Source organism: Acidovorax sp. SUPP950 (assembly GCF_030158935.1).
GTDB lineage: Bacteria > Pseudomonadota > Gammaproteobacteria > Burkholderiales > Burkholderiaceae_C > Paracidovorax.
The window spans coordinates 775,546-798,831 of sequence record NZ_BQXE01000002.1; the positions used below are offsets into that span (position 1 = coordinate 775,546).

The 23,286-nt window shown below is 67.3% G+C and carries 24 protein-coding genes; 16 read left to right on the forward strand and 8 right to left on the reverse strand.

The features are described from left to right. Window positions 1-101: 101 nt before the first annotated feature. Complete coding sequence (locus tag AVME950_RS12670; protein ID WP_284395750.1) at window positions 102-473, reverse strand: Mth938-like domain-containing protein; 372 nt, start codon at window positions 471-473, stop codon at window positions 102-104. 170 nt (window positions 474-643) lie between these two features. On the opposite strand from AVME950_RS12670, the gene AVME950_RS12675 reads away from it, so the two are divergent. The 7 genes from AVME950_RS12675 to AVME950_RS12705 all read left to right on the forward strand — a co-directional run bounded on the left by AVME950_RS12675 (window position 644) and on the right by AVME950_RS12705 (window position 7,354). Next, on the forward strand, window positions 644-1,873 hold the full coding sequence (locus tag AVME950_RS12675) for a pyridoxal phosphate-dependent aminotransferase (protein ID WP_284405962.1): 1,230 nt from the start codon (window positions 644-646) through the stop codon (window positions 1,871-1,873). A gap of 76 nt (window positions 1,874-1,949) precedes the next feature. Continuing rightward, window positions 1,950-3,311 carry a homoserine dehydrogenase gene (locus AVME950_RS12680; RefSeq protein WP_272567932.1) on the forward strand — a complete coding sequence of 454 codons (1,362 nt, stop codon included), beginning with the start codon at window positions 1,950-1,952 and terminating at the stop codon, window positions 3,309-3,311. After that, window positions 3,311-4,738 carry a threonine synthase gene (gene thrC, locus AVME950_RS12685; protein WP_272567933.1) on the forward strand — a complete coding sequence of 476 codons (1,428 nt, stop codon included), beginning with the start codon at window positions 3,311-3,313 and terminating at the stop codon, window positions 4,736-4,738. Before AVME950_RS12680 ends, thrC begins: the two co-directional genes overlap by 1 nt. 96 nt (window positions 4,739-4,834) lie before the next feature. Further along, the gene (gene mobB / locus AVME950_RS12690; protein WP_284411331.1) at window positions 4,835-5,392 is read left to right on the forward strand and encodes a molybdopterin-guanine dinucleotide biosynthesis protein B; all 558 of its coding nucleotides are present in this window, start codon (window positions 4,835-4,837) and stop codon (window positions 5,390-5,392) included. Beyond that, window positions 5,393-6,625, forward strand: coding sequence for a molybdopterin molybdotransferase MoeA (locus tag AVME950_RS12695; RefSeq protein WP_284430081.1), 1,233 nt, complete (start codon window positions 5,393-5,395; stop codon window positions 6,623-6,625). Further along, complete coding sequence (gene moaD / locus AVME950_RS12700) at window positions 6,622-6,879, forward strand: molybdopterin converting factor subunit 1 (protein WP_284430082.1); 258 nt, start codon at window positions 6,622-6,624, stop codon at window positions 6,877-6,879. Before AVME950_RS12695 ends, moaD begins: the two co-directional genes overlap by 4 nt. Window positions 6,880-6,916: 37 nt before the next feature. Further along, complete coding sequence (locus tag AVME950_RS12705; protein WP_284395730.1) at window positions 6,917-7,354, forward strand: nuclear transport factor 2 family protein; 438 nt, start codon at window positions 6,917-6,919, stop codon at window positions 7,352-7,354. A gap of 34 nt (window positions 7,355-7,388) precedes the next feature. On the opposite strand, the gene AVME950_RS12710 is transcribed toward AVME950_RS12705, so the two are convergent. The 3 genes from AVME950_RS12710 to AVME950_RS12720 form a co-directional block, all read right to left on the reverse strand. Continuing rightward, window positions 7,389-8,345, reverse strand: a complete 957-nt coding sequence (locus AVME950_RS12710; RefSeq protein ID WP_502869397.1) for a dihydrodipicolinate synthase family protein — start codon at window positions 8,343-8,345, stop codon at window positions 7,389-7,391. A 313-nt stretch (window positions 8,346-8,658) separates the two neighbouring features. Beyond that, entirely contained in the window at window positions 8,659-9,009 is a 351-nt protein-coding gene (locus AVME950_RS12715; RefSeq protein ID WP_284430083.1) for a hypothetical protein, read from the reverse strand. A 12-nt stretch (window positions 9,010-9,021) separates the two neighbouring features. Beyond that, complete coding sequence (locus AVME950_RS12720; protein WP_272567945.1) at window positions 9,022-9,276, reverse strand: hypothetical protein; 255 nt, start codon at window positions 9,274-9,276, stop codon at window positions 9,022-9,024. Window positions 9,277-9,453: 177 nt separating this feature from the next. Between AVME950_RS12720 and AVME950_RS12725 the strand changes: the two genes are divergently transcribed. The 7 genes from AVME950_RS12725 (at window position 9,454) to AVME950_RS12755 (ending at window position 16,902) form a co-directional block, all read left to right on the forward strand. After that, window positions 9,454-9,693 carry a hypothetical protein gene (locus AVME950_RS12725; protein ID WP_272567946.1) on the forward strand — a complete coding sequence of 80 codons (240 nt, stop codon included), beginning with the start codon at window positions 9,454-9,456 and terminating at the stop codon, window positions 9,691-9,693. A gap of 34 nt (window positions 9,694-9,727) precedes the next feature. Next, window positions 9,728-10,249, forward strand: a complete 522-nt coding sequence (moaE, locus tag AVME950_RS12730; protein WP_284430084.1) for a molybdopterin synthase catalytic subunit MoaE — start codon at window positions 9,728-9,730, stop codon at window positions 10,247-10,249. A 175-nt stretch (window positions 10,250-10,424) separates the two neighbouring features. Continuing rightward, window positions 10,425-13,034 carry an ATP-dependent chaperone ClpB gene (gene clpB / locus AVME950_RS12735; protein ID WP_284424262.1) on the forward strand — a complete coding sequence of 870 codons (2,610 nt, stop codon included), beginning with the start codon at window positions 10,425-10,427 and terminating at the stop codon, window positions 13,032-13,034. Between the two features lie 28 nt (window positions 13,035-13,062). Then, complete coding sequence (locus tag AVME950_RS12740; protein WP_284430085.1) at window positions 13,063-13,407, forward strand: hypothetical protein; 345 nt, start codon at window positions 13,063-13,065, stop codon at window positions 13,405-13,407. A 205-nt stretch (window positions 13,408-13,612) separates the two neighbouring features. Then, window positions 13,613-15,049, forward strand: a complete 1,437-nt coding sequence (locus tag AVME950_RS12745; RefSeq protein ID WP_284430086.1) for a coniferyl aldehyde dehydrogenase — start codon at window positions 13,613-13,615, stop codon at window positions 15,047-15,049. A 119-nt stretch (window positions 15,050-15,168) separates the two neighbouring features. Then, on the forward strand, window positions 15,169-15,690 hold the full coding sequence (locus tag AVME950_RS12750; protein WP_092744242.1) for a GNAT family N-acetyltransferase: 522 nt from the start codon (window positions 15,169-15,171) through the stop codon (window positions 15,688-15,690). Window positions 15,691-15,729: 39 nt separating this feature from the next. After that, entirely contained in the window at window positions 15,730-16,902 is a 1,173-nt protein-coding gene (locus AVME950_RS12755; protein WP_284430087.1) for a methyltransferase, read from the forward strand. A 30-nt stretch (window positions 16,903-16,932) separates the two neighbouring features. Here the strand turns inward: AVME950_RS12755 and AVME950_RS12760 are convergent, their stop codons facing one another. Further along, window positions 16,933-17,418, reverse strand: coding sequence for a hypothetical protein (locus AVME950_RS12760; protein ID WP_284430088.1), 486 nt, complete (start codon window positions 17,416-17,418; stop codon window positions 16,933-16,935). Window positions 17,419-17,611: 193 nt separating this feature from the next. Between AVME950_RS12760 and AVME950_RS12765 the strand changes: the two genes are divergently transcribed. Together AVME950_RS12765 and AVME950_RS12770 are read left to right on the forward strand one after the other, a co-directional pair. Further along, on the forward strand, window positions 17,612-19,051 hold the full coding sequence (locus AVME950_RS12765; protein WP_284430089.1) for a YdgA family protein: 1,440 nt from the start codon (window positions 17,612-17,614) through the stop codon (window positions 19,049-19,051). Between the two features lie 196 nt (window positions 19,052-19,247). Beyond that, window positions 19,248-20,213, forward strand: coding sequence for a tRNA dihydrouridine synthase (locus AVME950_RS12770; protein WP_284430090.1), 966 nt, complete (start codon window positions 19,248-19,250; stop codon window positions 20,211-20,213). Window positions 20,214-20,325: 112 nt separating this feature from the next. Here AVME950_RS12770 and AVME950_RS12775 read toward each other — a convergent pair whose 3' ends face one another. From AVME950_RS12775 to AVME950_RS12785, 3 genes are all read right to left on the reverse strand, one after another. Beyond that, window positions 20,326-22,131 carry a phospholipase D family protein gene (locus AVME950_RS12775; RefSeq protein WP_284430091.1) on the reverse strand — a complete coding sequence of 602 codons (1,806 nt, stop codon included), beginning with the start codon at window positions 22,129-22,131 and terminating at the stop codon, window positions 20,326-20,328. 66 nt (window positions 22,132-22,197) lie between these two features. Beyond that, window positions 22,198-22,776 carry a GspH/FimT family pseudopilin gene (locus AVME950_RS12780; protein WP_284405976.1) on the reverse strand — a complete coding sequence of 193 codons (579 nt, stop codon included), beginning with the start codon at window positions 22,774-22,776 and terminating at the stop codon, window positions 22,198-22,200. After that, complete coding sequence (locus tag AVME950_RS12785) at window positions 22,773-23,282, reverse strand: type IV pilin protein (protein ID WP_284405977.1); 510 nt, start codon at window positions 23,280-23,282, stop codon at window positions 22,773-22,775. Before AVME950_RS12785 ends, AVME950_RS12780 begins: the two co-directional genes overlap by 4 nt. Between the last annotated feature and the right edge of the window lie 4 nt (window positions 23,283-23,286).

The following is a 23,286-nucleotide window of genomic DNA, read 5'->3' on the forward strand; positions in this document are numbered from 1 at the left end:
CTTGGAGGGCCCCCGACCGCAACCGGAGATTTTACCTTGAAACGGACTCTTTCGCACTCTTTCAGGTCCTGCAGTCTGTAACCAAAGTACACAACTGGCGGTCAAGGCTCCAGCAGCAGGGCGGCGACCACGTTGCGCCCCTCGCCCGCCAGGATGTTGTAGGTGCGGCAGGCCGCCGGGGTGTCCATGGTCTCCAGCCCCATGCGCTTGGCCATCAGCGGCTGCAGCCAGGCGGGCGGCGGAAAGCGGTTGCGCGTGCCGCTGCCGAAAAGGATGAGTTCCGCATCGAGCCCGGCCAGTTGTGCGAAGTGCGCCGGCGTCAGGTCTTCGAAGCGCGTGCAGTCCCACGCCTGGCGCAGCCCGCGCGAGCCGAGGATCACGCTCGTCGTGAGCTTTTCGCCGTCCACGCCGATCCAGCCGGGGCCGTAGGCGCTGATGGTCTGCGTTTCGGAGCGGTCGGGCTGGAATTTCATGCGTTGGGGGCGGGGAGCCCGTTCGGGAAAAGGGGGCGCTGCAAGGGGCCAAAGGCCCCGGGGCGCTGCGGGAACTGTGGTCAAATTATAGGTTTCGCCACAGAGGCAATGCCTCCTGGCGGGTCTCTGAGTCCCCCCGTGTCCGGCTCCCGTCCTTTTTTCGCCAGCGCATGAAGACCATCCACAAATCCGCGAAGCTCAATAACGTTCTCTACGATGTCCGGGGCCCGATCGTGGACGCGGCCAAGCAGATGGAGGACGAGGGGCAGAAGATCATCAAGCTGAACATTGGCAACCTCGCGCCGTTCGGCTTCGACGCCCCCGAGGAAATCCAGCAGGACATGATCCGCAACCTGCCCAACTCGGCAGGCTACTCGGACAGCAAGGGCATCTTCGGCGCGCGCAAGGCGGTGATGCACTACAGCCAGCAGCAGGGCGTGGCGGGCGTGACGCTCGACGACATCTACCTGGGCAACGGCGCGAGCGACCTGATCGGCATGGCCACCAACGCGCTGCTCGACGACGGCGACGAACTGCTGGTGCCCGCGCCCGACTACCCCCTGTGGACCGCCGTCGCCAGCCTGTCGGGCGGCAAGCCCGTGCACTACCTGTGCGACGAGGCCAACGGCTGGATGCCTGACCTGGACGACATCCGCGCCAAGATCACGCCGCGGACCAAGGGGCTGGTGGTCATCAACCCCAACAACCCCACGGGCGCGATGTACTCCGACGAGCTGCTCAAGGCCCTGGTGCAGATCGCCCGCGAGCACGGCCTGGTGCTGCTGGCCGACGAGGTGTACGACAAGGTGCTGTACGACGGCGTCACGCACACGGCGCTCGCCAGCCTGTCCACCGACGTGCTCACGCTGACCTTCAATTCGCTCTCCAAGGCCTACCGCTCGTGCGGCTACCGCGCGGGCTGGATGGTGATCTCGGGCAACAAGGAAGTGGCCCGTGATTACATCGAGGGCATCAACATGCTCGCCAACATCAAGCTGGGCTCCAACGTGCCCGGCCAGTGGGCCATCCAGACGGCGCTGGGCGGCTACCAGAGCATCAACGACCTGGTCCGGGAAGGCGGGCGCCTGCGGCGCCAGCGCGACCTGGCCTATGAACTCATCTCGGCGATCCCGGGCGTGAGCTGCGTGAAACCCAAGGCGGCGCTCTACATGTTCCCCCGCCTGGACCCCGCGATGTACCCCATCGCCGACGACCGCCAATTCTTCATGGAGGTGTTGCGCGCCACGCGCGTGATGCTGGTGCAGGGCTCGGGCTTCAATTACCCCGACCAACAGCACTTCCGCATCGTGTTCCTGCCGCACGAGGACGACCTGCGCGTGGCCATCGGCCGCCTGGCGGATTTCCTCGCCCGGTACCGGCAGCAGCATGGCACCGCCTGATTTTTTACTCCTATTTTCATAGCTGCCAGCGCATATTCAACTAGCGCTGCAGTGCAATTTGACTGGTAATTCGATCATGAAACCGATCCAAGTGGGCCTGCTGGGCATTGGCACCGTCGGCAGCGGCGTCTTCAACGTGCTGCAACGCAACCAGGAGGAAATCCGCCGCCGCGCCGGCCGTGGCATCGAGATCGCCATGGTGGCCGACCTCGACGCGGCCCGCGCCAGGACCGTCGTGGGCGACACCGCCCAGGTGGTGAGCGATGCGCGCGCCGTCATCGCCAACCCCGACATCGACATCGTGGTCGAGCTGATCGGCGGCTACGGCATCGCCAAAGCCCTGGTGCTGGAGGCCATCGCCGCCGGCAAGCACGTGGTCACCGCCAACAAGGCGTTGCTGGCCGTGCACGGCACCGAGATCTTCGCGGCCGCGTCGGCCAAGGGCGTGATGGTGGCCTTCGAGGCCGCCGTGGCCGGGGGCATCCCGATCATCAAGGCGCTGCGCGAAGGGCTCACCGCCAACCGCATCCAGTGGATCGCCGGCATCATCAACGGCACCACCAACTTCATCCTGTCCGAGATGCGCGACAAGGGCCTGGATTTCGACGTGGTGCTGAAAGAGGCGCAGCGACTGGGCTATGCCGAGGCCGACCCGACCTTCGACATCGAGGGCGTGGACGCCGCGCACAAGGCCACCATCATGTCGGCGATCGCCTTCGGCATCCCGGTGCAGTTCGACAAGGCCTATGTGGAAGGCATCACCAAGCTCGGCGCAGCCGACATCCGCTACGCCGAGCAACTGGGCTACCGCATCAAGCTGCTGGGCATCGCCAAGCGCCGCTCCGGCGCGGGCGCGGCCTCCGGCCAGACCGACGGCGTGGAGCTGCGCGTGCACCCCACGCTCGTGCCCGCCAAGCGCCTGATCGCCAACGTGGAAGGCGCCATGAACGCCGTGGTGGTGCAGGGCGATGCCGTGGGCACCACGCTCTACTACGGCAAGGGCGCCGGCAGCGAGCCCACGGCCAGCGCCGTGATCGCCGACCTGGTGGACATCGCCCGCCTGGCCTCGGCCGACCCCGAGCACCGCGTGCCGCACCTGGCCTTCCAGTCGCACACGCTCGACCAGGCCATGGGCACGCTGCCCGTGCTGCCCATGAGCGAGGTGGTCACCAGCTATTACCTGCGCCTGCGCGTGGCCGACGAGGCCGGCGTGCTGGCCAAGGTCACGGGCCTGCTCGCCACGGCCGGCATCAGCATCGACGCGGTGCTGCAGCGCGAAGCCGACGAGGTGGGCGGCGAGGGTTCCACGCAGACCGACCTCATCATCCTCACGCACGACACGCGCGAGGGCACGATGAACGACGCCATCGCGCAGATGCAGGCGCTGCCCACGGTGCTGGGCCCCATCACGCGCATCCGCAAGGAGGAGCTGAACTGATGCTGTACGTCTCGACCCGCGGCCACGCCGACCGCAAGCATTTCTGCGACATCCTGCTGGAAGGCCTCGCGCCCGATGGCGGCCTGTACCTGCCCGAGCGCTACCCGCAGATCGACGACGCGGCGCTCACCCGCCTGCGCCGTGCCTACCACGAGCAGGGCTACGCGGAGCTGGCCTTCCAGATCCTGTCGCTCTACATCGACGACATTCCCGCGGCGGATCTCAAGCGCCTGTGCGAGAAGACGTACACGGCCGAGGTGTTCGGCACCGGCGAGATCGTGCCGCTGCGCCACCTGGAAAACAGCCTGTGGCTCGAAGCCCTGTCCAACGGCCCCACGCTGGCCTTCAAGGACATGGCGATGCAGCTGCTGGGCAACCTGTTCGAATACGAACTGGCGCGCCGCGGCGAGACGCTCAACATCCTGGGCGCGACCAGCGGCGACACCGGCAGCGCCGCCGAATACGCCATGAAGGGCAAGCAGGGCGTGCGCGTGTTCATGACCAGCCCGCACGGCCGCATGAGCGCGTTCCAGCAGGCGCAGATGTTCAGCCTGCAGGACGAGAACATCCACAACCTCGCCATCGAGGGCGTGTTCGACGATTGCCAGGACATCGTCAAGGCCGTGAGCAACGACCTGGCCTTCAAGCGCCAGTACAAGATCGGCACGGTCAATTCGATCAACTGGGCGCGCCTGCTGGCGCAGGTGGTGTACTACTTCGCCGGCTACGTGCAGGCCACCGACACCAACGACCAGAAGGTGAGCTTCACCGTGCCGTCGGGCAACTTCGGCAACGTCTGCGCGGGCCACGTGGCGCGCATGATGGGCCTGCCGATCGACCAGCTGGTGGTGGCGACGAACGAGAACGACGTGCTGGACGAGTTCTTCCGCACGGGCGTGTACCGCGTGCGCGGCAGCGCCGACACGCACGAAACCTCCAGCCCGTCCATGGACATCAGCAAGGCGAGCAACTTCGAGCGCTTCGTGTTCGACCTGCTCGGCCGCGACGGCGCCCGCACGCAGGCGCTGTTCGGTGAGGCCCTGGCCCGGGACGGCGCGTTCGACCTGAGCGGCGATCCAGCCTTCGCCGAGGCGGCGGGGCGCTACGGCTTCGTGAGCGGCAAGAGCACGCACGCAGACCGCATCGCGACCATCCGCGACACGTTCCAGCGTTTCGGCGTGACGATCGACACCCACACCGCCGACGGCGTGAAGGTGGCGCGCGAGCACATCCGTCCCGGCGTGCCGATGCTGGTACTGGAAACCGCGCTGCCGATCAAGTTCGCCGAGACCATCGTCGAGGCGCTGGGCCAACCGCCCGAGCGGCCGGCCAAGTTCGAGGGCATCGAGGCGCTGCCCAAGCGCGTGCAGGTCATGCCGGCCGACGTGGTGCTGGTCAAGGCCTACATCAGCCGCCACTGCGCCTGAGTTCTTCCAGGCGGGTTTTGTGCCGAATCGGGCCGATGCCATAGTGCTTATTGTCCCTTTTGCTATTGAATTAATAGCAAATCCCAGGAGGTCGCAATGAAGGTGGTGGGCTTTGCCGGGTTCTCGGGCAGCGGCAAGACCACGCTGATCGAGCGGCTCATTCCGGCGCTGGGCCAGCGCGGGCAGCGCGTTTCGGTGGTCAAGCACGCGCACCACCGGTTCGACGTCGATCACCCCGGCAAGGACACCTGGCGCCACCGCGAGGCCGGGGCGTTCGAGGTGGTGGCGGCTTCGGACCGACGGATGGTGCTGATGCGCGAGTTCGCCCAGCCCACCGAGCCCGACGTGCACGGCCTGCTGGCCGAGCTGGACAACCGGGTGGACTGGGCCCTGGTGGAGGGCTTCAAGGAGTGCGATCTGCCCAAGGTGGAGGTGTGGCGCTCGCCGTCGCCCGATGACACCGAGCGCAGCGTGCGCTATCCGCAGGACCCGTTCGTCGTCGCCGTGGTGACCGATGCCCCCGCCCGCCTGCCCGTGCCCACCGGGCTGCCTGTCTTCGATGGCTGGGCCGGCCCGGTCGATGCCCTGGCCGACTGGCTGATCGCCCAGGGTCCACGCTTTCACTATGTTCCGCCACCGCCTGGAGTCCGCTGAATGCCCGCTGCCGCCCGCCCCCCGATGAAGCCCCTGGACGAGGCGCTGGCCGACCTGCTGGCCCATGCCGTGCCGCTGGCCGGCACCGACACGGTGGACACGTTCGATGCCGATGGCCGCGTGCTGGCCGTGGCGGCCGTCTCGCCGCTGCAGGTGCCGCCCCATGACAACAGCGCCATGGACGGCTATGCCGTGCGCCGGGCCGACCTGGCCGCTGCCGGGGCGCAGCTGCCCGTGTCGCAGCGCATCGCGGCCGGCAGCGCGGGCCTGCCGCTGGCCGCCGGCACGGCGGCGCGCATCTTCACGGGCGCGCCGGTGCCGCCCGGGGCCGATGCGATCGTGATGCAGGAAGACTGCCAGGCGCTGGAGGGCGACCGCGTGCAGATCGATGCCGTGCCCGCCGCCGACCAGTGGATTCGCCGCGCGGGCGAGGACATCGCGCTCGGGGCCGAGGTGCTGGCCGCGGGCACGCGGCTCACGCCGGCCGCGCTGGGGTTGGCCGCGAGCATCGGCCTGGCGCGGCTCACCGTGGCGCGGCGCCCGCGCGTGGCGCTGTTTTCGACCGGCGACGAACTCGTCATGCCCGGCGAGGTGGACCCGGCCCGCATGCCGCCCGGCGCCATCTACAACAGCAACCGGTTCTTCCTGCGGGGGCTGCTGCGCCGCCTGGGCTGCGCGGTGACCGACCTGGGCATCGTGCCGGACCGGCGCGAGGCCACGCTGGAGGCGCTGCGTGGCGCCAGCCTGGAGCACGACCTGATCCTGACCAGCGGCGGCGTGTCGGTGGGCGAGGAAGACCACGTCAAGCCCGCCGTCGAGGCCCTGGGCCGGCTGGACCTGTGGCAGATCGCCATGAAGCCCGGCAAGCCCTTCGCCCATGGCCGCATCGGCGCGGCGCACTTCATGGGGCTGCCGGGCAACCCGGTATCGAGCTTCATGACCTTCGCGCTGCTGGTGCGCCCGTTCCTGCTGCGGCTGCAGGGCGTGCAGGCCGTCGCCCCGCAGAGCGTGGCGGCCACGGCCGACTTCGACTGGCCGCGCGCGGACCGGCGCCGCGAGTTCCTGCGCGTGCGGCGCAATGCGGCGGGCGGGCTGGACCTGTTTCCCCACCAGGGATCGGGCGTGCTCACGTCGGTCGCCTGGGGCGACGGCGTGGTGGACACCCCGGCCGGCCAGACCATCGCGCGGGGCGATACCGTGCGCTTCATTCCCTGGGCGGAGCTGCAGTCATGAGCCGCACCGTCACCGTGCGCTACTTCGCCGCGATCCGCGAGGCCGTGGGGCAGGGCAGCGAGCGTCTGACCACGCAGGCGGCCACGCTGGGCGCGCTGCGCGACGAGCTCATCGCGCGCGGCGGGCCCTGGGCGCACAGCCTGGGCCGCGGCCGCGCGGTGCGCATGGCGCTCGACCAGACGCTGAGCGACGAATCCGCAGCGCTGGCCGATGGGGCGGAAGTGGCGTTCTTTCCGCCTGTCACGGGCGGCTGAAGGCCGGCGCGCCCGTGGCCTGACGCGCCCCTTTTCGATGCCTGCTTCCGACGCGCCCCTTTTGCCGTGGCTGCAGGCCCTGGAGGTGGAGTTGCACCGGCCGGCCGCGCGCCAGGACGCGGCCCGGCTGGACGCGCTGCTGCACGACGACTTCCGCGAGTTCGGCCGCTCCGGCGCGGTCTACACCAAGGCGGACGTCCTCTCGCAACTGCCGGCCCAGGCGCAGCATGCCGTGGTGGTCGCGGACCGCTTCGAGGTCCGGCGTCTCGGTGAGTTCGCCGCGCTGCTCACGTACCGATCGGCGCAGCGGTTGGACGACGGAACCCTGGAGCGGTGGACGCTGCGCACTTCGGTGTGGGAGCGGTCTGCGCGCGGGTGGCAGATGCGCTTCCACCAGGGCACGCCTGCCGCGCCCGGCGGCCCCGGCGAATCCGAACCCCCGACGGCACGGGCCGAAGGGGTGCCGCCGCCTTGATGGCGGCGGCCCGAGGCCCGTCTCCCGCAGGCTCTTAAGCGCCCTGGGGTGCGATGGCGGCCGGCTCGCCGCGCGGCAGGGCCGCCAGGGCCTCTTGCAGCCGCTGTACCAGTGCGGGCGAGGCCGACGTCATCGGCGCGCGCAACTCGTCCGCCATCTCGCCCCGCGCGGCCAGCAGGGCCTTGATGGGGGCGGGGTTGGGCTCGGCGAAGAAACGCTCCACCCACGGAACGATCCCCTGCCAGAGCCCGCGTGCCTGCACCAGGTCCCCGGCCGCGACGGCGTCCAGGCAGGCCACCCATTCGGCCGTCTGCCAGTGCGCGCTCGCGGCGATGGCCCCGGCGCCCCCGAGCGCGACGGTGGTGAAGGCCTGGGCGTCCTCGCCCGCCAGCATTTGCAGCGCGCCGTCTGCGATCAGCGCCTGCGTCTTCGCCGGGCTGCCGCCGCAGTCCTTCACGGCGCGGAGATTCGGGTGCGCCGCCAGGCCGCGCAAGGTGGCCAGGTCGAGCGTGGCGCCGGTGCGGTAGGGAATGTCGTAGACGATGAGCGGGACCGCACTGGCATCGGCGATCGCCCCGAACCACTGCTGCAGCCCGGCCTGCGACGGCCGGATGGAATGCGGCGCCGGCACCAGCAGCCCGGCCAGCGGCTGCGGGGCCAGATTGCGCACCCGTGCCAGCACCTGGCCCATGTGGCAGCCCGACACGCCCATCACCACCGGCAGGCCCCCCGCGTGCGCGAGCACCGTGGCCAGCACGGCGTCCTGCTCCGGCGTGTCCAGCGCCCCGGCTTCGGCGGTGGAGCCGCAGGCCACGAACCCCGCGATGCCCGTGCCGCGCAGCCGCTGCACGAGGGCCTTCAGGGCGTCATGGTCCACGGCGCCGTGGCGAAACGGGGTGACCAGGGGAATCCAGAGGCCGGAGAAATCGCCACGGGCCCGCGGGGTGGCAGGGCGGGTGGTGGCATGGGAGTGGGTGGAATGTGAACGCACGGGAACATCCTTTCAGGCAACGACCGAGGGAGCCGTCCAGGGATGCGTGCGCCGACCGGCAAAGCGGCAGGCGTTCAAAAAGAAAAAAGGGGAGAGGGTGCCTGCCGTGCGGTTCCGTCGCTCATCCGGACGGAACCGCAGCTCCGGTCAGATGAGCTGGGGTTTTTTGGCTTTGCCTGCGCACGCCGCCACGGACCGGAGGTTCCGCGAAGGCGAGGGGGTGTGCGAAGGCATGGGGGGCAGTATAGCCAGGGTGCGCCGGTACAGGCCCTTCGTCGCGCCGCTGGCGGTGCCCTCGCGCTGGGTGGCGGGGCTAGGGCGCAGGGGCACCGCCCTGCGGGGCCTCGTCCGAAGGGGGCGGCAGTTCCGGGCAGCGCCAGTTCAGCAGTTCGGCCAGGCGCAGCGTGATCCAGCGCGCCTCGGGTGGCGCCACGCCGGAGCCGGGCGTGGCCAGCCCGGCGTGGATGCGCAGCAGGATCTCGGCCTCCGACGGGGCCTGCACGTGGTAGAGCGTCTGCGCCTGCTCCACCAGATGGCTGGCCAGGTCTTCGCACAGCTCGTAGCGCTCGCGCACCACGGCGACCGGCTCGGACAGGCGCTGGCGGGCATCGCTGTACACCGCCAGGAACGAGGGCGGGACGTGGATCTGGTTCTCGTCGTGCATGGCGGATGCGGCTCAGTCGGGCGTGAACAGGCGCGCGAACCGCTCGGCATCCTCGGCCAGCTCGAACGTGGCGAGCTGGCCCATCTTGCCGTCCGCCAGGCGGTGGGCGGCGAACAGGCTGTAGCGGCCCCGCAGGTCGTAGCTGGGCAGGTCGATCAGCGCGTAGGGGTGGGGCTGGAAGACCTCGTGCTCGAACACCACGCGGTGCTGGTTGCGCGGTGACGGAAAGAGCTTGTAGCGGTCGGTGGTGACGGTCTGGGTGGCCATGCGGAAAGGAGAGCGAAGGGGGAATGGCAGCGGTGCGAGGCGCAAGAGGCGGGCGCGGCGGCATGCCTGGCAAGCCGGCCACTTTAGCAAAGGCGCTCTTTTCCCGGCCGGCGCCAGCGGCCCGGCGGTTTCCGTGACAATCGCGGTTTGCGAACGCACGCACAAGGACACCGCCGCATGGCACGCAATTCGAGAGACAAAGACGAGTGGGCCGGCAAGGTCTTCGCCCTCATCCAGGGCGGCAACACCCAGGCCGCCATTGCGCAGGTGAAGGTCGCGCCGTCGGTGAACGACGTGGTGCGGCTGCAGGCCATGCTGGCGCGCGTGCCGGCGTCCCCCGCGCGGCGCCAGCTCGACCAGATCATCGAGGAAGAGCGCGGTTTGCTCTCCGCCCCGCGCCTGCACCGCTCGCCATGAGCCGCACCGGCGCCAGACCCCTTTCGCAGCGGCCATGAACCCCGTTTCCGCTCCACATCCCATTGCCCTGCCCCGCGTGGCCGTCCAGGCGGCCGACTTCGACGTGTCCGCCGAACTGGCGGCCCTGCGCGCGGACGATCCGCGGGTGGGCGCGGTGTGCTGCTTCGTGGGCACCGTGCGCGATCACAATGCCGGCGACGCCGTCGCATCGATGGAGCTGGAGCATTACCCCGGCATGACCGAGAAGTCCATCGAAGCCATGGTGGACGAGGCGCTGCGCCGCTTCGAGCTGTTTGGCGCCCGCGTGGTGCACCGTGTGGGGCTGCTGCAGCCGCAGGACCAGATCGTGCTGGTGGCGGTGACCTCGGCCCATCGGGGCCAGGGCTTTCAGGCCTGCGAGTTCCTGATGGACTACCTCAAGACCCAGGCGCCGTTCTGGAAGAAGGAGGTCACGCCCCAGGGCGCGCGCTGGGTCGACGCCCGGGTGAGCGACGACGCCGCGCTGGCGCGCTGGGGCATCGCGGCCCTTCCCAATGCGGATGAGGGTTTGGGGTAAAAAAGGCCTTCGCCGCATATTCCACTAGGGCGTTTTGCTATCGATAAGTGAGCATTTGGCATTTTTTGAGATGCCTGCCTGAATTTGATCTGGCGCATGGCCTGCTGTGGGGCGCGCGCTTGAAATGTGCCTCCACCTCCCCCAACTGCGTTGCAATTCGGAGGACATTTCAACCATGCGTCTCGACAAATTCACCACCAAGTTCCAGGAAGCCCTGAGCGACGCGCAGTCGCTGGCGCTGGGCAACGACAACGCCTACATCGAACCCGTGCACATGCTGGTCGCCATGCTGCGCCAGGAAGACGGTCCGCGGGCACTGCTGCAGCGCGCCGGCGCCAACGTGCCGGGGCTGCTGTCCGCGGCCGAGGCCGCCGTCAAGCGCCTGCCCCAGGTGCACGGGCAGGACCAGGTGCAGGGCGGCCCCGAACTGGGCCGCGTGCTGCAGGCCACCGAGAAGGAGGCCATCAAGCGCGGCGACCAGTTCATCGCCAGCGAGCTGTTCCTGCTCGCGCTGGTGGACAGCAAGGGTGACGCCGCCCAGATCGCCAAGGACAACGGCCTGACCCGCAAGAGCCTGGAGGCCGCCATCGACGCCGTGCGCGGCGGCCAGAAGGTGGACAGCGCCGAGGCCGAAGGCCAGCGCGGCGCCCTCGCCAAGTACTGCCTGGACCTGACCGAGCGCGCCCGCATCGGCAAGCTCGATCCCGTGATCGGCCGCGACGACGAGATCCGCCGCGCCATCCAGGTGCTGCAGCGCCGCACCAAGAACAACCCCGTGCTGATCGGCGAGCCCGGCGTGGGCAAGACCGCCATCGTGGAGGGCCTGGCCCAGCGCATCGTGGCCGGCGAGGTGCCGGAATCGCTCAAGGGCAAGCGCGTGCTGTCGCTGGACATGGCGGCGTTGCTGGCCGGCGCCAAGTACCGCGGCGAGTTCGAGGAGCGCCTGAAGAGCGTGCTGAACGAGCTGGCCAAGGACGAGGGCCAGACCATCGTCTTCATCGACGAGCTGCACACCATGGTCGGCGCCGGCAAGGGCGAAGGCGCCATGGATGCGGGCAACATGCTCAAGCCGGCGCTGGCGCGCGGCGAGCTGCACTGCGTGGGCGCGACCACGCTCGACGAATACCGCAAGTACATCGAAAAGGATGCGGCCCTGGAGCGGCGCTTCCAGAAGATCCTCGTGGGCGAGCCCACGGTCGAGGCCACCATCGCCATCCTGCGCGGCCTGCAGGAAAAGTACGAGGTGCACCATGGCGTGGACATCACCGACCCGGCCATCGTGGCCGCGGCCGAACTGTCGCACCGCTACATCACCGACCGCTTCCTGCCCGACAAGGCCATCGATCTCATCGACGAGGCCGCGTCCAAGATCAAGATCGAGATGGACTCCAAGCCCGAGGTCATGGACCGGCTCGACCGGCGGCTGATCCAGCTGCAGATCGAGCGCGAGGCCGTGCGCCGCGAGAAGGACGAATCCTCGCAAAAGCGCTTCGCGCTGATCGAGGAAGAGATTGCCAGGCTGCAAAAGGAAATCGCCGACTACGACGAGATCTGGCAGTCCGAAAAGGCCCAGGCCCAAGGCAGCGCGCACGTGCGCGAGGCCATCGACAAGCTCAAGTTCCAGATCGAGGAGTTCACCCGCAAGGGCGACTTCAACAAGGTGGCCGAGCTGCAGTACGGCAAGCTGCCCGACCTGGAAAAGCAGCTCAAGGAAGCGCAGGCCAAGGAAGCCGGCAAGGACGGCGCAGGCAGCGCGCCGCGCCTGCTGCGCACCCAGGTGGGCGCCGAGGAGATCGCGGAGGTGGTGAGCCGCGCCACCGGCATCCCTGTGGCCAAGATGATGCAGGGCGAGAAGGACAAGCTCCTGCAGATGGAAGACAAGCTGCACGAGCGCGTGGTGGGCCAGGACGAGGCCATTGCCGCGGTCGCCAATGCCATCCGCCGCTCGCGCTCGGGCCTGTCCGACCCCAACCGGCCCACGGGCTCGTTCCTGTTCCTGGGCCCCACGGGCGTGGGCAAGACCGAGCTGTGCAAGGCGCTGGCGGGCTTTTTGTTCGACAGCGAAGACCACCTGATCCGCATCGACATGAGCGAGTTCATGGAAAAGCATTCGGTGGCCCGCCTGATCGGCGCGCCGCCCGGCTACGTGGGCTATGAAGAAGGCGGCTACCTCACCGAGGCTGTGCGCCGCAAGCCCTACAGCGTGCTGCTGCTCGACGAGGTGGAAAAAGCCCACCCCGACGTGTTCAACGTGCTGCTGCAGGTGCTGGACGATGGCCGCCTGACCGATGGCCAGGGCCGCACCGTGGACTTCAAGAACACGGTGATTGTGATGACGAGCAACATCGGCTCGCACCTGATCCAGGCGATGGTGGGCCAGGACTCGGACGACATCAAGGAAGCGGTTTGGGGGGAACTCAAGAACCATTTCCGACCCGAATTCCTGAACCGCATCGACGAGACGGTGGTGTTCCACGCGCTGGATGCGAAGAACATCGAAGCGATTGCACGCATCCAGTTGCAGTTGCTCGAAGCGCGTTTGGCGAAAATGGACCTGCACCTGCAGGTGTCCGACACGGCCCTGGCCGAGCTGGCCAAGGTGGGATTCGATCCCGTGTTCGGTGCGCGGCCGCTCAAGCGGGCGATCCAGCAGCGGCTGGAGAATCCGCTGTCCAAGCTGCTGCTGGAAGGCCGGTTTGCGCCCAAGAGCGTGATTCCGGTCGATGTGGACCCGGTGCTCGATCCGGGCGTGTTCCGCTTCGGCGAGGCCCTGATACAGGGTTGAGCCGGGCCTTCTCAGGAAAGGACGTGGTTTGAACGATTTTGCAGCCGGGGTGATCCGGTGGATAGTGCGCCTGGCCGTGGTGGCCGTCGGCGTGGTCTTTTTCCTGAGCCTGCTGACCGTGGCCGCTTTGCTGGCGGTGGTCTGGGGCGCCCGTGCTCTTTGGGCGCGGGTGACCGGCCGCCCCGTGACGCCCTGGGCCATGCGCATGGACCCGCGTGCCGGCTGGAGCACGGTGTACCGCAGCACGGCGCGCTGGTCCGCTGCCCCGGGCGGCCGCCCGGTGGCGGACGGCCCCGCCGAGCCGGCGGTGCGCTCGCGCGAACTGCCCGGCGCGCGCGAGGTGACCGACGTGCAGGCGCGCGACGTGTCCTGAGCCGGCGGCGCGGCAGAGCGGTGGCCCGCTCGCCTGCCTCTGTGCTGGGACACCGGTGCCGGGCCGCGCCCGGGATCGCACCGCGCCCGGCTCGGCCTGGGCCAGCGGCCATCGGGCAAGCGTTTCCCCGCTTATTTTTCTGAATGAGGCACTTGGAGACCTGGATTTACAGGCGGTTGCAAGGGCGCTGCCTATGATGCGTGCAATGACCCCTGCCGATATCCGCCACCAGTTCGAAATCCAGCGGCGTGCCAGCCGGGACCATGCCGACGTGCCCCTGCTGGTGCGCCGAGAACGCCTGCTGCGGGTGCGCAAGATGCTGGACGAACATGGCCCGGTGCTCGCGGCGGCGGTGCAGGCCGATTTCGGCATGCGATCGCCGCGCCTGACCGAGGTGGCCGATCTGTTCGTGCTGCGCGCGCAGCTGTCGCACACGCTGCGGCACCTGGCCCGCTGGGCCAAGCCCCGCAAGGTCTTCACCCCGATGTTCCTGCAGCCGGCGCATGCCTGGGTGCAGCGGCAGCCGCTCGGCGTGGTGGGCGTGATCGCACCATGGAACTATCCCGTGCAGCTGGCGCTGGCGCCGGCCATAGGCGCCCTCGCGGCAGGCAACCGGGTGATGCTCAAGCCCAGCGAACTCACGCCCCACACCTCTGCGCAACTGGCCTCGCTGGTCTCGCAGTTCTTTTCGCCCGACGAGTTCTGCGTGGTGCAGGGCGATGCCGCGGTGGCGGCGCTGGTCGCCTCGCTGCCGTTCGATCACCTCGTGTTCACCGGCTCCACGGCGGTGGGGCGCAAGGTGGCGCAGGCCGCCGCCGTGCACCTGACACCCACTACGCTGGAGCTCGGGGGCAAGTCCCCGTGCATCCTCGATGCGGACTGCGACCTGCAGGACGCCGCGCTCAAGATCGCGCACGGCAAGCTGCTGAACGCGGGCCAGACCTGCATTGCCCCGGACTATGTGCTGCTGCCGCGCGGGCGCGAAGCCGCGTTCGGCGAGGCCTACCGCGCCGCCGTGGCACGGCTCTTTCCGTATTTCGAGGGCAACCCCGACTACGCCTCCGTCATCAACCCCCGGCAGCTGGCTCGCCTGCGCACCATGCTGCAGCAGGCGCAGACGCAAGGCGCCGACGTGCAGGTGCTCGAACCCGTGCCCGATTCCCCGCCACCGCCCGCGCAGGGTATCGGAGACGGGGTGGGGCGGCAGATGCCGCCGGTGCTGGTCTTCAACGCCAGCCTGAACATGCAGGTGATGCAGGAAGAGATCTTCGGCCCCGTGCTGCCCGTGCTGGGCTACGAGCGGCTGGACGACGCCATCGCGCACATCAACGCCGGGCCGCGGCCGCTGGCGCTGTACTGGTTCGGCCGCAACGAAGCCGTGCGCGACGATGTGCTGCGCCGCACGGTGAGCGGCGGCGTCACGGTGAACGACACGCTCATGCACATCACGCACGACAACCTGCCGTTCGGCGGGGTCGGCGACAGTGGCTGGGGCGCCTACCACGGCGAGGCGGGCTTTCTGCGCTTTTGCCACCAGAAGTCGGTGCTGGTGCAATCGCGCTGGTCCATGGGCTCGGCGCTCTACCCGCCTTATGGCGCGCGTTTCGACCGCGTCATGGGCCTGCTGCGCCGCTGGCTTTAGCCGCTGCGGGGCCCTCACACAGGGCCCGGGACAGCCGGGGGCTGGAGTGGAAAAACCATTTGCGGCGACAATGCCGCTCCTTTCGTTTTTTCATCCCCTGTTTTCGTCCCGTTTTTTCCATGTCCAGTATCCAGGTCCGTCCCGCCACGCTTCGCGATGCCAAAGCCATTGCACAGATCCATACCGTCTCCGCAGCCGAGGTATACCGTGGCTTGTTGCCTGACGACCAATTGAAATCCCTCTCTTCGGTCGAGAAGCGCCAAGCCTACTGGCGCGAGGCCATCGAGTACTGCGAGCCCCAGGTCCAGGTGGCCGTGGACGGCGACAAGATCGTCGGCTTCGTCGGCTTCGACCGCTCGCGCGATGAAAAATCGCGCCCCACCACCGGTGAAATCTGGGCCATCTACGCCGCCCCCACCCACTGGAGCCAGGGCGTGGGCGTGGCCCTTTGGGACGCCGCACGCGACGGCCTGCAGGAAGAGGGCTGCACCAATGTCACCGCCTGGGTGCCGCTGCGCAACGAACGCGCGCTGCGTTTCCATGAACTGGCCGGCTTCAAGCGCGAAATGTCCACGGCCAAGACCGCTGTCGTCGGCGGTGTGAAGATCGAGGAAGTGCGCCTCAAGCGCCCCTTGAACTGATCTGCAGCCTCCCCTGACTTTCCTTTTCGCACACCCTTCATGATCCACTGGACCGAGCACGGCGAGGAGCGCTCAGCGCCCTGGCGCAGCGAGAGCAACGCTGCGGCGCCCCGGCGCGTGGTGCTGGCCGACGACACGCTCGCGGCCGACACCGCCTATCGGCTGGCGTGCGAGGGCACGGGCCTGTTGTGGCGCGGCGATTTCCAGAACGCGCGGCACCTGCTCCAGGCGCTCATGCGCCGCGCGGACAAGAAGCCCAAGGCCAAAGGGGCCAAGGCCGGCCGCAAGGCCCAGGCCGGTGGCTCTGCAGCCGGGAGCACGATCCCTGCGCAGGCCTTCCATCTGCACCGGCAGGCCCAGGCGCAACGTGCGCGCACGCTGGGCATGCTGCTCGTGCCCGTGGAGGGGGACCGCACCATCGCGTTGCGCCGTGCGCCCGATTGGCGAGAGGCATTCGCCGAGGCCTGGGGGCCGGCCGACGGCACCGCCTGCGTGGTGTCGCTGCGCGAAATGCTGGGGCTGGTCGGGGCACACGAGTGGCGAAAGAAGGGTGTGGAGATTCCCGCCCTGGGCACGCCCCAGGCCCCGCGCCGCATCCATCCGCACTACGGCGTGTTCTCGCCCGTGCGCGGGGAGTATGTGGACCTGGTGGCCCAGGCGCCGCTACCGGCCAGGGATCTGGCCTTCGACATCGGCACCGGAACGGGCGTGCTCGCGGCGGTGCTGGCCCGGCGCGGCGTGCACCGCGTCGTGGCCACCGACCAGGACCCCCGCGCTTTGGCCTGCGCCCGCGACAACATCCATCGGCTGGGCCTGTCGGCCCAGGTCGAGGTGGTGCAGGCTGATCTCTTTCCCGAGGGCCAGGCGCCGCTGGTGGTGTGCAACCCGCCCTGGCTGCCGGGGCGTGCCAGCTCGTCCATCGAGCATGCGGTCTATGACGAAGACAGCCGCATGCTGCGCGGCTTTCTGTCGGGCCTCAAGGCGCACCTGGCGCCAGCCGGCGAAGGATGGCTGATCCTGTCCGATCTGGCGGAGCACCTGGGCTTGCGCTCGCGTGACCAACTGCTCGAATGGGTGGCCGGCGCAGGCCTGCGGGTGGTCGATCGGCACGAGGTGCAGCCCCGCCATCCCAAAGCCGGGGACGCTACCGATCCGCTGCATGCCGCACGTTCGGCCGAGCGCACCTCGCTCTGGCGGCTGGCTGCGCTGTAGGCACTGCGCCAAGCGCCACCGGTTTCCTTTTTACACCGGCAGCAGTTGCTCCATGCGCTCGCGCACGGCGGCAGCGCGTTCGGGGCCGGCCAGCAAGGTGATTTCATCCAGCAGCGCCTCGCTCACGTCCAGCATGCTGTCGCGGTCGCGCGCACCGCGCAGCGCTTCATGGAAATTGCGGGCCAGGTCGGCATTGCGCCGCGCGAACATGCGCTCGCAAATGTCGAACAGGTACATGCGGGCGCCGGCCAGCGAACGCAGGGCGTTCGACGGTGCCGGGGCTTCGTTCGTGGCGGCCGGCGCAGTGGAAGGCGCGGGCGTTGTGTTGGGGCTGGCCAGGTAACCCTGGCGCATCAGTTGCTCGACGATCTGGGCGCCGATGCCGTTGTACATGGCCTGCAGGTCCTTCATCGGCCGGCCATCGGCCAGCAGCAGCAGGGAGCGCTCTCGCAGGCTCAGTGTTCGCACGCCGGGGGACAGTTCCAGGCGGGCCTTGTCGGTTCTCAGGAGCAGCATGGAAAGGGCAAAGATCAGGCGGGAGCCTGATTGCACCGCACTCCCGTGACGTGGCGATGACGCCAACGGGGCCACGCGGCCGCGTGCGGCCAATGCCCACGGTTCTGATGCCGGGTGCGGAACTTGCCGCGAAGGCCGGTGGTATTCTCGCGGGCTTCGCCCAGGGGGGAGAAGCATGCTGACGGAACACCCAATGAACAAGAAAACAATTGCAGGCGCCGCCTTGGCGCTGGCTGTCGTGGCCTATGGTGGCGCGACCTGGTATCTGGGCCAACGGGCCCAGTCGAGCTACCAGGAGGCGCTGGTCGATCTGCGCCAGGCCCTGGGCCCGGAGGCCATCGTTTCCGAGGAATACCACAAGGGCTTCTTCTCATCGCAGGCCAAGCTGGTGCTGCAATGGACCCCGCCCCGCACGGCCGAGCAGGTGGAGGCCAATGTGCCGCCATCGCCGCCGTTGCGCCTGGCCGTGAACAGCACCGTGCACCATGGCCCGCTGGCGGGCCGCCGCCTGGCGGCCGCCGTGGTGGATTCGCGCTTTGCGCTGGAGGGGCTGGACGCGCAGGCCACCAAGGACTTGGCCAAGGTGACCGCTCCCACCCTGACCACCGTGCACCACCTGACGGGCCGGCACGACCTCCATTTCCAGTTGCCCGCGGGTGAAGTCGGCAACGAGGAGATGACGTTGCGTTGGCAAGCCATGGTCACCGACATGACCCTCAGCGGGGACCGCAAGCACGTCAAAGGCAGCTTCCAGTGGCCCGAATTCGCGATGGTTGGAGTGCCCGGCGGTACCCCGGACGAGGAAGACGAAGAGGCCAGGCCGGCGGCCCGCATCACCATGGCCATGAAGGGCATGGACGGCACGTTTGAAAACGAGGTGATCGAAGGCATGTGGCTTTTCGGGCCCGGCACCGGCACGGTGCGGCTCGCGGAGATGGACGCCAGCAGCACCCCGGCCGCAGGCGGCGCGGCAACGTCCCTGTTCTCTCTGAAAGAAGTGGCCGGGTCGTCCACGATCGAAAGCAATGGCGCCACGATCAGCATCGCCACTGCGCTCAACGGCAAGGGCAGCATGGGCCCGCTGAATTTCGAATCGGTGGGCTTTGAAGAAAAGTTCCAGCGCATCGACCTGGAAACGATCAAGCGCTTTCAGCAGGCACTGATCGAGGCCTACCGCACACAGGGCCTGGCGAGCGCGGCCTCCCAAACGGAAGAGCGCATTCTGGCTTTGCTGGAAGAGAGCGCTCCCCGCCTGGTGGCAGCCCTTCCGGCTTACTCGATGAAACTCATGGCCACCTACCAAGGCCAGCAGGGACAGATCGAATACGGTGGCGAAGTGCAGCGCGCTCCCTCGGCCGAAGAGGTTGCGCAGACGGGCTGGAAGGCCGCGTTGATCAAGGGCTCGATGCTGAATGCCAGCGCGCGTTTGCCCAAGGTGTGGATTGCGCCCATCGCTGAGGCTGCAGGCAAGAAAGACATGAAGAGCGAAGACATGGACGCCATGATCGGCATGGCCCAGGCTGCCGGGTTCCTGCGACAGGAGGGGGACAACCTGACCAGCGTGGTCAAAATGGAAGCCGGCCAGGTCAAGCTCAACGGCAAGAGCATCGACCTGCCAAAGGGGACTTTCTAAAATAGCGTGCTTCGGTGGCTTCGGCCATCGGTCGGCTGCTCGCCAGGGCCTTCGGGCCCTTTTTGTTTTTCCGGGGCGCCGGGCCGATCGTGGAGCTGCAGGCAGTCCTTTTCCTTGTCGTTACCTTCATCGGAAATTCCGGATTCACGGCCATGGGCGCTCGGCGCCGGTGGCGCAAAGGCCCATTCACGCTGCCATGACCTTGCTGCTCGCGCCCATGGAAGGGCTACTCGACTTCGTGCTGCGCGACGTGCTCACCCGCGTGGGTGGGGTGGACCGCTGCGTGTCGGAGTTCATTCGCATCACCGGCACCTTGCTGCCCGACAAGGTGTTTCTTCGCTACCTCCCGGAACTGCGCCATGGCGGCAGGACGCTGGCGGGCGTGCCGGTGCGGGCGCAGTTGCTGGGCTCCGATCCCGTCAGCATGGCCGAGAACGCGGCGCGCCTGGCGGCACTGGGACCCGAGGGGATCGATCTGAACTTCGGCTGCCCGGCCAACGTGGTCAACCGCCATGGGGGCGGTGCGGCGCTGCTCAAGGAGCCGGAGCGCATCGCTGCCGTGGTCGAGGCGGTGCGCCGCGCCGTGCCGCCGCACCTGCCGGTGTCCGCCAAGATGCGGCTGGGCTACCACGATGCCTCCCTGGCCCGCGAATGCGCACAGGCCATGCAGGCCGGCGGCGCGTGCGAATTGGTGGTGCATGCGCGAACCAAAGCCGACGGCTACCGGCCACCGGCCTATTGGGAGCAGATCCCCGCTGTGCGCGATGCCGTCTCCATCCCGGTGGTGGCCAATGGCGAGATCTGGACCGTGGCCGATGCGCAGCGCTGCCGCGAGGTGTCGGGATGCAGCGCCCTGATGCTCGGGCGGGGCATGGTGGCCGATCCCGGCCTGGCCCTTGCAATCCGCTCGGCGGACGCAGGCGACGCCGACGTGCCTGCATTGCCTTGGTCGGCGCTGCAGCCGCATCTGTCCGATTTCTGGCGTCTGGTCTGCGAAGACCTGGAGCCCCGCCAGCGCGCGGGCCGGCTCAAGCAATGGCTCAATCTGCTGCGCCGGCGGTTTCCGGAAGGGGAGGCGGCGTACCAACAGGTGCGCACCATGACGGATCAACAAGACATCACGCAATGGTTGCACCGGCAGCCGATGCCCGATCCGGCTTGAAACCAACTTGCCCTGAGGGTAGGGCGGGCCTGCCTCGGCTGAGTGCGGACCAGACGGTTCCGTCAGGTCGCACCTGAGGCATGGGCCTGCGAAGCAGGCCGCCTGTTTCGCGCTACAAAAGGTGATCCGGTGCCAATGGCCCCAGGAGCTTCAGCAGCAAACGCAGTCCCAGACCAGTATCGGGGTCCGTCGTGGCGTCTTCGAGGCCGCTGCCCTGGGGGGCTCGCCAAACCAATCCCTGTTCGGTCTTCTCCAGTCGCCAGGCGCCTTCGCGCATGGCGGTTTCGATCTGCTCTGACGCCATGCGGGAGAGGGCCCGGCTTTGGATCAGCAGGGCAATCTCGGTGTTCTGCAACTGGGAGCGCAGATCCAGGTTCATCGAACCCACCACCAGCAGCCGGCCGTCCAGCACCAGCACCTTGGAATGCAGCATCGACCGGGACTCGCCCGTGGTGGCGGCCCCCGATGAACCGAACGTCGACTTGAGGCCTGCCTGCTCGCTGCGCAGTTCATACAGCTGCACGCCCATGGCCAGCAATTCATCGCGGTGCCGTGCGTAGCCCACATGGGCAACCGGCGCATCGTTGGACGCCAGCGAATTGGTGAGCACCCGCACTCGGACTCCCCGTGCCACGGCATCGGCAAACGCCTTCTTCATGTCCTCGCCGGGCACGAAATAGGGCGAAATGATGAGCAGGTCCTGCCGTGCCTGGGCCAGCAACTGCAGAAGGCCGTCCACCACGGTTTCTCCTTGCGCTGCATGTTCTGCAGAGGCTTGGAGCGCCTGCGTCCGCGGTGTCGTGGGTGAGGGCGCGTTGTTGTCGGAATGGGAACCGGATGCGCTCACCTCGACGGCTGCTCCTGGCTTCATGTCGCCTACGGGAATGCCGCGCTCGCCTTCGGCGGGAATCTTCGCGGGTTGGTCCGCCAGCATGGCGGCCGGCGCCCAGACGAAGGCTGCCGCACCGAGGTCCATGGCTTGTTCGTTCCAGACGCGCTCACGTTGCGCCTGCGTGGGTCCATCGCTGGATGGGCGGGGCTCGCCGTCCGGCGGCTTGGGCCCATCCCGCCGGTCGGAGGCCGCAGTGCGCGTCCCTGAAGGGGGGGCGTTGCTGTTGTCACCATCACCCTGTCGCTGCTGTTCGGACGCTGGCGCCTTCGAGGTCTGTTCGCGCAACCTTGCCAGTTCCTGCTGGGTGATGAGCGACTGCACGGGGTAGGCGCGCTGGTTGTTCCAGTAGCTGTCGAAGCTGCGAGACAGATCCTGGACGATGGGGCCCACGGCGAGCACGTCCAGATCCACGAAATTGCCCGAATCGGCATTGCCGAAATAGGCATCGCCCAGATTGCGCCCGCCCGTTACGCCCATCACGTTGTCCGCGATGAACAGCTTGTTGTGCATGCGTTGCTGCACCCGGGAAAAATCGGTGACAGAGCCCCACAAGCGCCCCAGCATCGAACCACGCGGTCCAGCGACCGGGTTGAACATCCGCATTTCCACATTGGGTTGGAACGCCATGCCCATGACCAAGGCATTGCGCCCCGTGCTGTGAAAGTCGTCCAGGAGAATGCGAACACGTACCCCGCGCCGTGCCGCCGCTGCAATGCCGCGCAGCAACCGCTCGCTGCTGGCATCCGCATGGATGGCGTAGTACTGCAGGTCCAGTGTTTTCTGTGCGTTCTCCACCAGGGCGAGGCGGCTGCCATAGGCTTCCTGGGGGCCGCTGAGCAGGAGAAAGCCGGAGTCGTGGCGTGCTTGGTCAGCGCGGCGGCGATCCTCCAGCACCTTGGACAAGACTGTATTGCTGGCAGGTAACTCTGCTCGTGAGACAGGACGGTCGACTCTATCTGGCAGACCGGCACAACCTGAAATGAAGAGCAATGCGACGAGTGCTGAAATACCGCGCGAAATATACAAACTGGGATGTCTCACTCGTTAGGTTTTTATGGATGTGCCGGTGCTGTGGGCTGGATGGTTAGTTGGTCAGTTCGAAGCCGTTGCGGTACAGCTTGAGTCGGTCGATGGTTTGCAAGATCGTGCTCTGCCTGTCTTTGAAATAATGATTCTTCGCATCTCTTCATTTTGAGTGGCCGTCGATACATCATTCCGCTTGATGGTCAAGGTGAGATTTTCTGGAGAACTTCCATCTTTTTTTCGAGAAAATCCGGAACTGTCAAATGTTAAATAAGGATCGGCACCAGTGGCCGTACCGTTTCCCGATATGGTGAAATAACTTGCTGGGGCCTCTTGCTTCATGACAGTTCCATCCCCGCTTTCGCTATAGGTCTGGCTGCGATCCTTATCAACGAAAACGATCCAACCGGTGCCCCAATCGGCACCACTGGCTGGAATGACATAGGCACTGGCATTTTGCTTCATTGCCTCTGCTTTTGCAGTATTGATGGCTACCAGAAGAGAGTTGGCAAGCGAAGATAGCTGAGAATTCCGCTGAAAGGCCTGGAACCCTGGCACGGCCACCAAAAGCAGTATTGCAGCAATGGCCATTGTTATTACCAGTTCAATCAGGGTAAAGCCATTCTGCGATTTTGATGTTTTACTCATGGCCAGCAAAGCCTGGGATTGCTTGTGTTGCCGCTGCATTTTTTTGTGCCGTTGCTCATTAATTCCAAATTGCCGACGACTGGATCTGACTTTACTGGAGTTGCGATCACTCTAACGCATTGTGAAATGGGCAACGTCCCGGTGCCAGTTGCAGGGCATGTACTGGCAGACAGGAGGTATGCCGCCGCAGACAAGCCTCCATCGCCAGAAAATGTTTTAAAGGGAACCGTGGAGGCCGTGACACCCCCGCAGGCAGTGGATGGAGAGGGGGCTAAGGCAGCAACAGTCCCGCTGCTGTTGCTGAATGCCAAGTAGCAATTATTTTGTGTCATGTATCGCTCCTGCTGCTGAAGAAGCTCTGCCAAGGCGGCCCGCCCTTGCGCTCGCCGGCCTTTCAGAATGGAGTCGTTGTAAGCAGGATAAGCAACTGCTGCCAGAATGCCAATCACTGCCACCACGATCATGAGTTCTATCAGGGTGAACCCCCGGTTTGCTTGCGCGTTCATAGCT

Excerpts from the sequence above, each read along its gene's own strand:
- AVME950_RS12670 (WP_284395750.1), bottom strand. The coding sequence starts at position 473 with ATGAAATTCCAGCCCGACCGCTCCGAAACGCAGACCATCAGCGCCTAC.
- AVME950_RS12675 (WP_284405962.1), top strand. The coding sequence starts at position 644 with ATGAAGACCATCCACAAATCCGCGAAGCTCAATAACGTTCTCTACGAT.
- AVME950_RS12680 (WP_272567932.1), top strand. The coding sequence starts at position 1,950 with ATGAAACCGATCCAAGTGGGCCTGCTGGGCATTGGCACCGTCGGCAGC.
- thrC (WP_272567933.1), top strand. The coding sequence starts at position 3,311 with ATGCTGTACGTCTCGACCCGCGGCCACGCCGACCGCAAGCATTTCTGC.
- mobB (WP_284411331.1), top strand. The coding sequence starts at position 4,835 with ATGAAGGTGGTGGGCTTTGCCGGGTTCTCGGGCAGCGGCAAGACCACG.
- AVME950_RS12695 (WP_284430081.1), top strand. The coding sequence starts at position 5,393 with ATGCCCGCTGCCGCCCGCCCCCCGATGAAGCCCCTGGACGAGGCGCTG.
- moaD (WP_284430082.1), top strand. The coding sequence starts at position 6,622 with ATGAGCCGCACCGTCACCGTGCGCTACTTCGCCGCGATCCGCGAGGCC.
- AVME950_RS12705 (WP_284395730.1), top strand. The coding sequence starts at position 6,917 with ATGCCTGCTTCCGACGCGCCCCTTTTGCCGTGGCTGCAGGCCCTGGAG.
- AVME950_RS12715 (WP_284430083.1), bottom strand. The coding sequence starts at position 9,009 with ATGCACGACGAGAACCAGATCCACGTCCCGCCCTCGTTCCTGGCGGTG.
- AVME950_RS12720 (WP_272567945.1), bottom strand. The coding sequence starts at position 9,276 with ATGGCCACCCAGACCGTCACCACCGACCGCTACAAGCTCTTTCCGTCA.
- AVME950_RS12725 (WP_272567946.1), top strand. The coding sequence starts at position 9,454 with ATGGCACGCAATTCGAGAGACAAAGACGAGTGGGCCGGCAAGGTCTTC.
- moaE (WP_284430084.1), top strand. The coding sequence starts at position 9,728 with ATGAACCCCGTTTCCGCTCCACATCCCATTGCCCTGCCCCGCGTGGCC.
- clpB (WP_284424262.1), top strand. The coding sequence starts at position 10,425 with ATGCGTCTCGACAAATTCACCACCAAGTTCCAGGAAGCCCTGAGCGAC.
- AVME950_RS12745 (WP_284430086.1), top strand. The coding sequence starts at position 13,613 with ATGACCCCTGCCGATATCCGCCACCAGTTCGAAATCCAGCGGCGTGCC.
- AVME950_RS12750 (WP_092744242.1), top strand. The coding sequence starts at position 15,169 with ATGTCCAGTATCCAGGTCCGTCCCGCCACGCTTCGCGATGCCAAAGCC.
- AVME950_RS12755 (WP_284430087.1), top strand. The coding sequence starts at position 15,730 with ATGATCCACTGGACCGAGCACGGCGAGGAGCGCTCAGCGCCCTGGCGC.
- AVME950_RS12760 (WP_284430088.1), bottom strand. The coding sequence starts at position 17,418 with ATGCTGCTCCTGAGAACCGACAAGGCCCGCCTGGAACTGTCCCCCGGC.
- AVME950_RS12765 (WP_284430089.1), top strand. The coding sequence starts at position 17,612 with ATGAACAAGAAAACAATTGCAGGCGCCGCCTTGGCGCTGGCTGTCGTG.
- AVME950_RS12770 (WP_284430090.1), top strand. The coding sequence starts at position 19,248 with ATGACCTTGCTGCTCGCGCCCATGGAAGGGCTACTCGACTTCGTGCTG.
- AVME950_RS12780 (WP_284405976.1), bottom strand. The coding sequence starts at position 22,776 with ATGAGTAAAACATCAAAATCGCAGAATGGCTTTACCCTGATTGAACTG.
- AVME950_RS12785 (WP_284405977.1), bottom strand. The coding sequence starts at position 23,282 with ATGAACGCGCAAGCAAACCGGGGGTTCACCCTGATAGAACTCATGATC.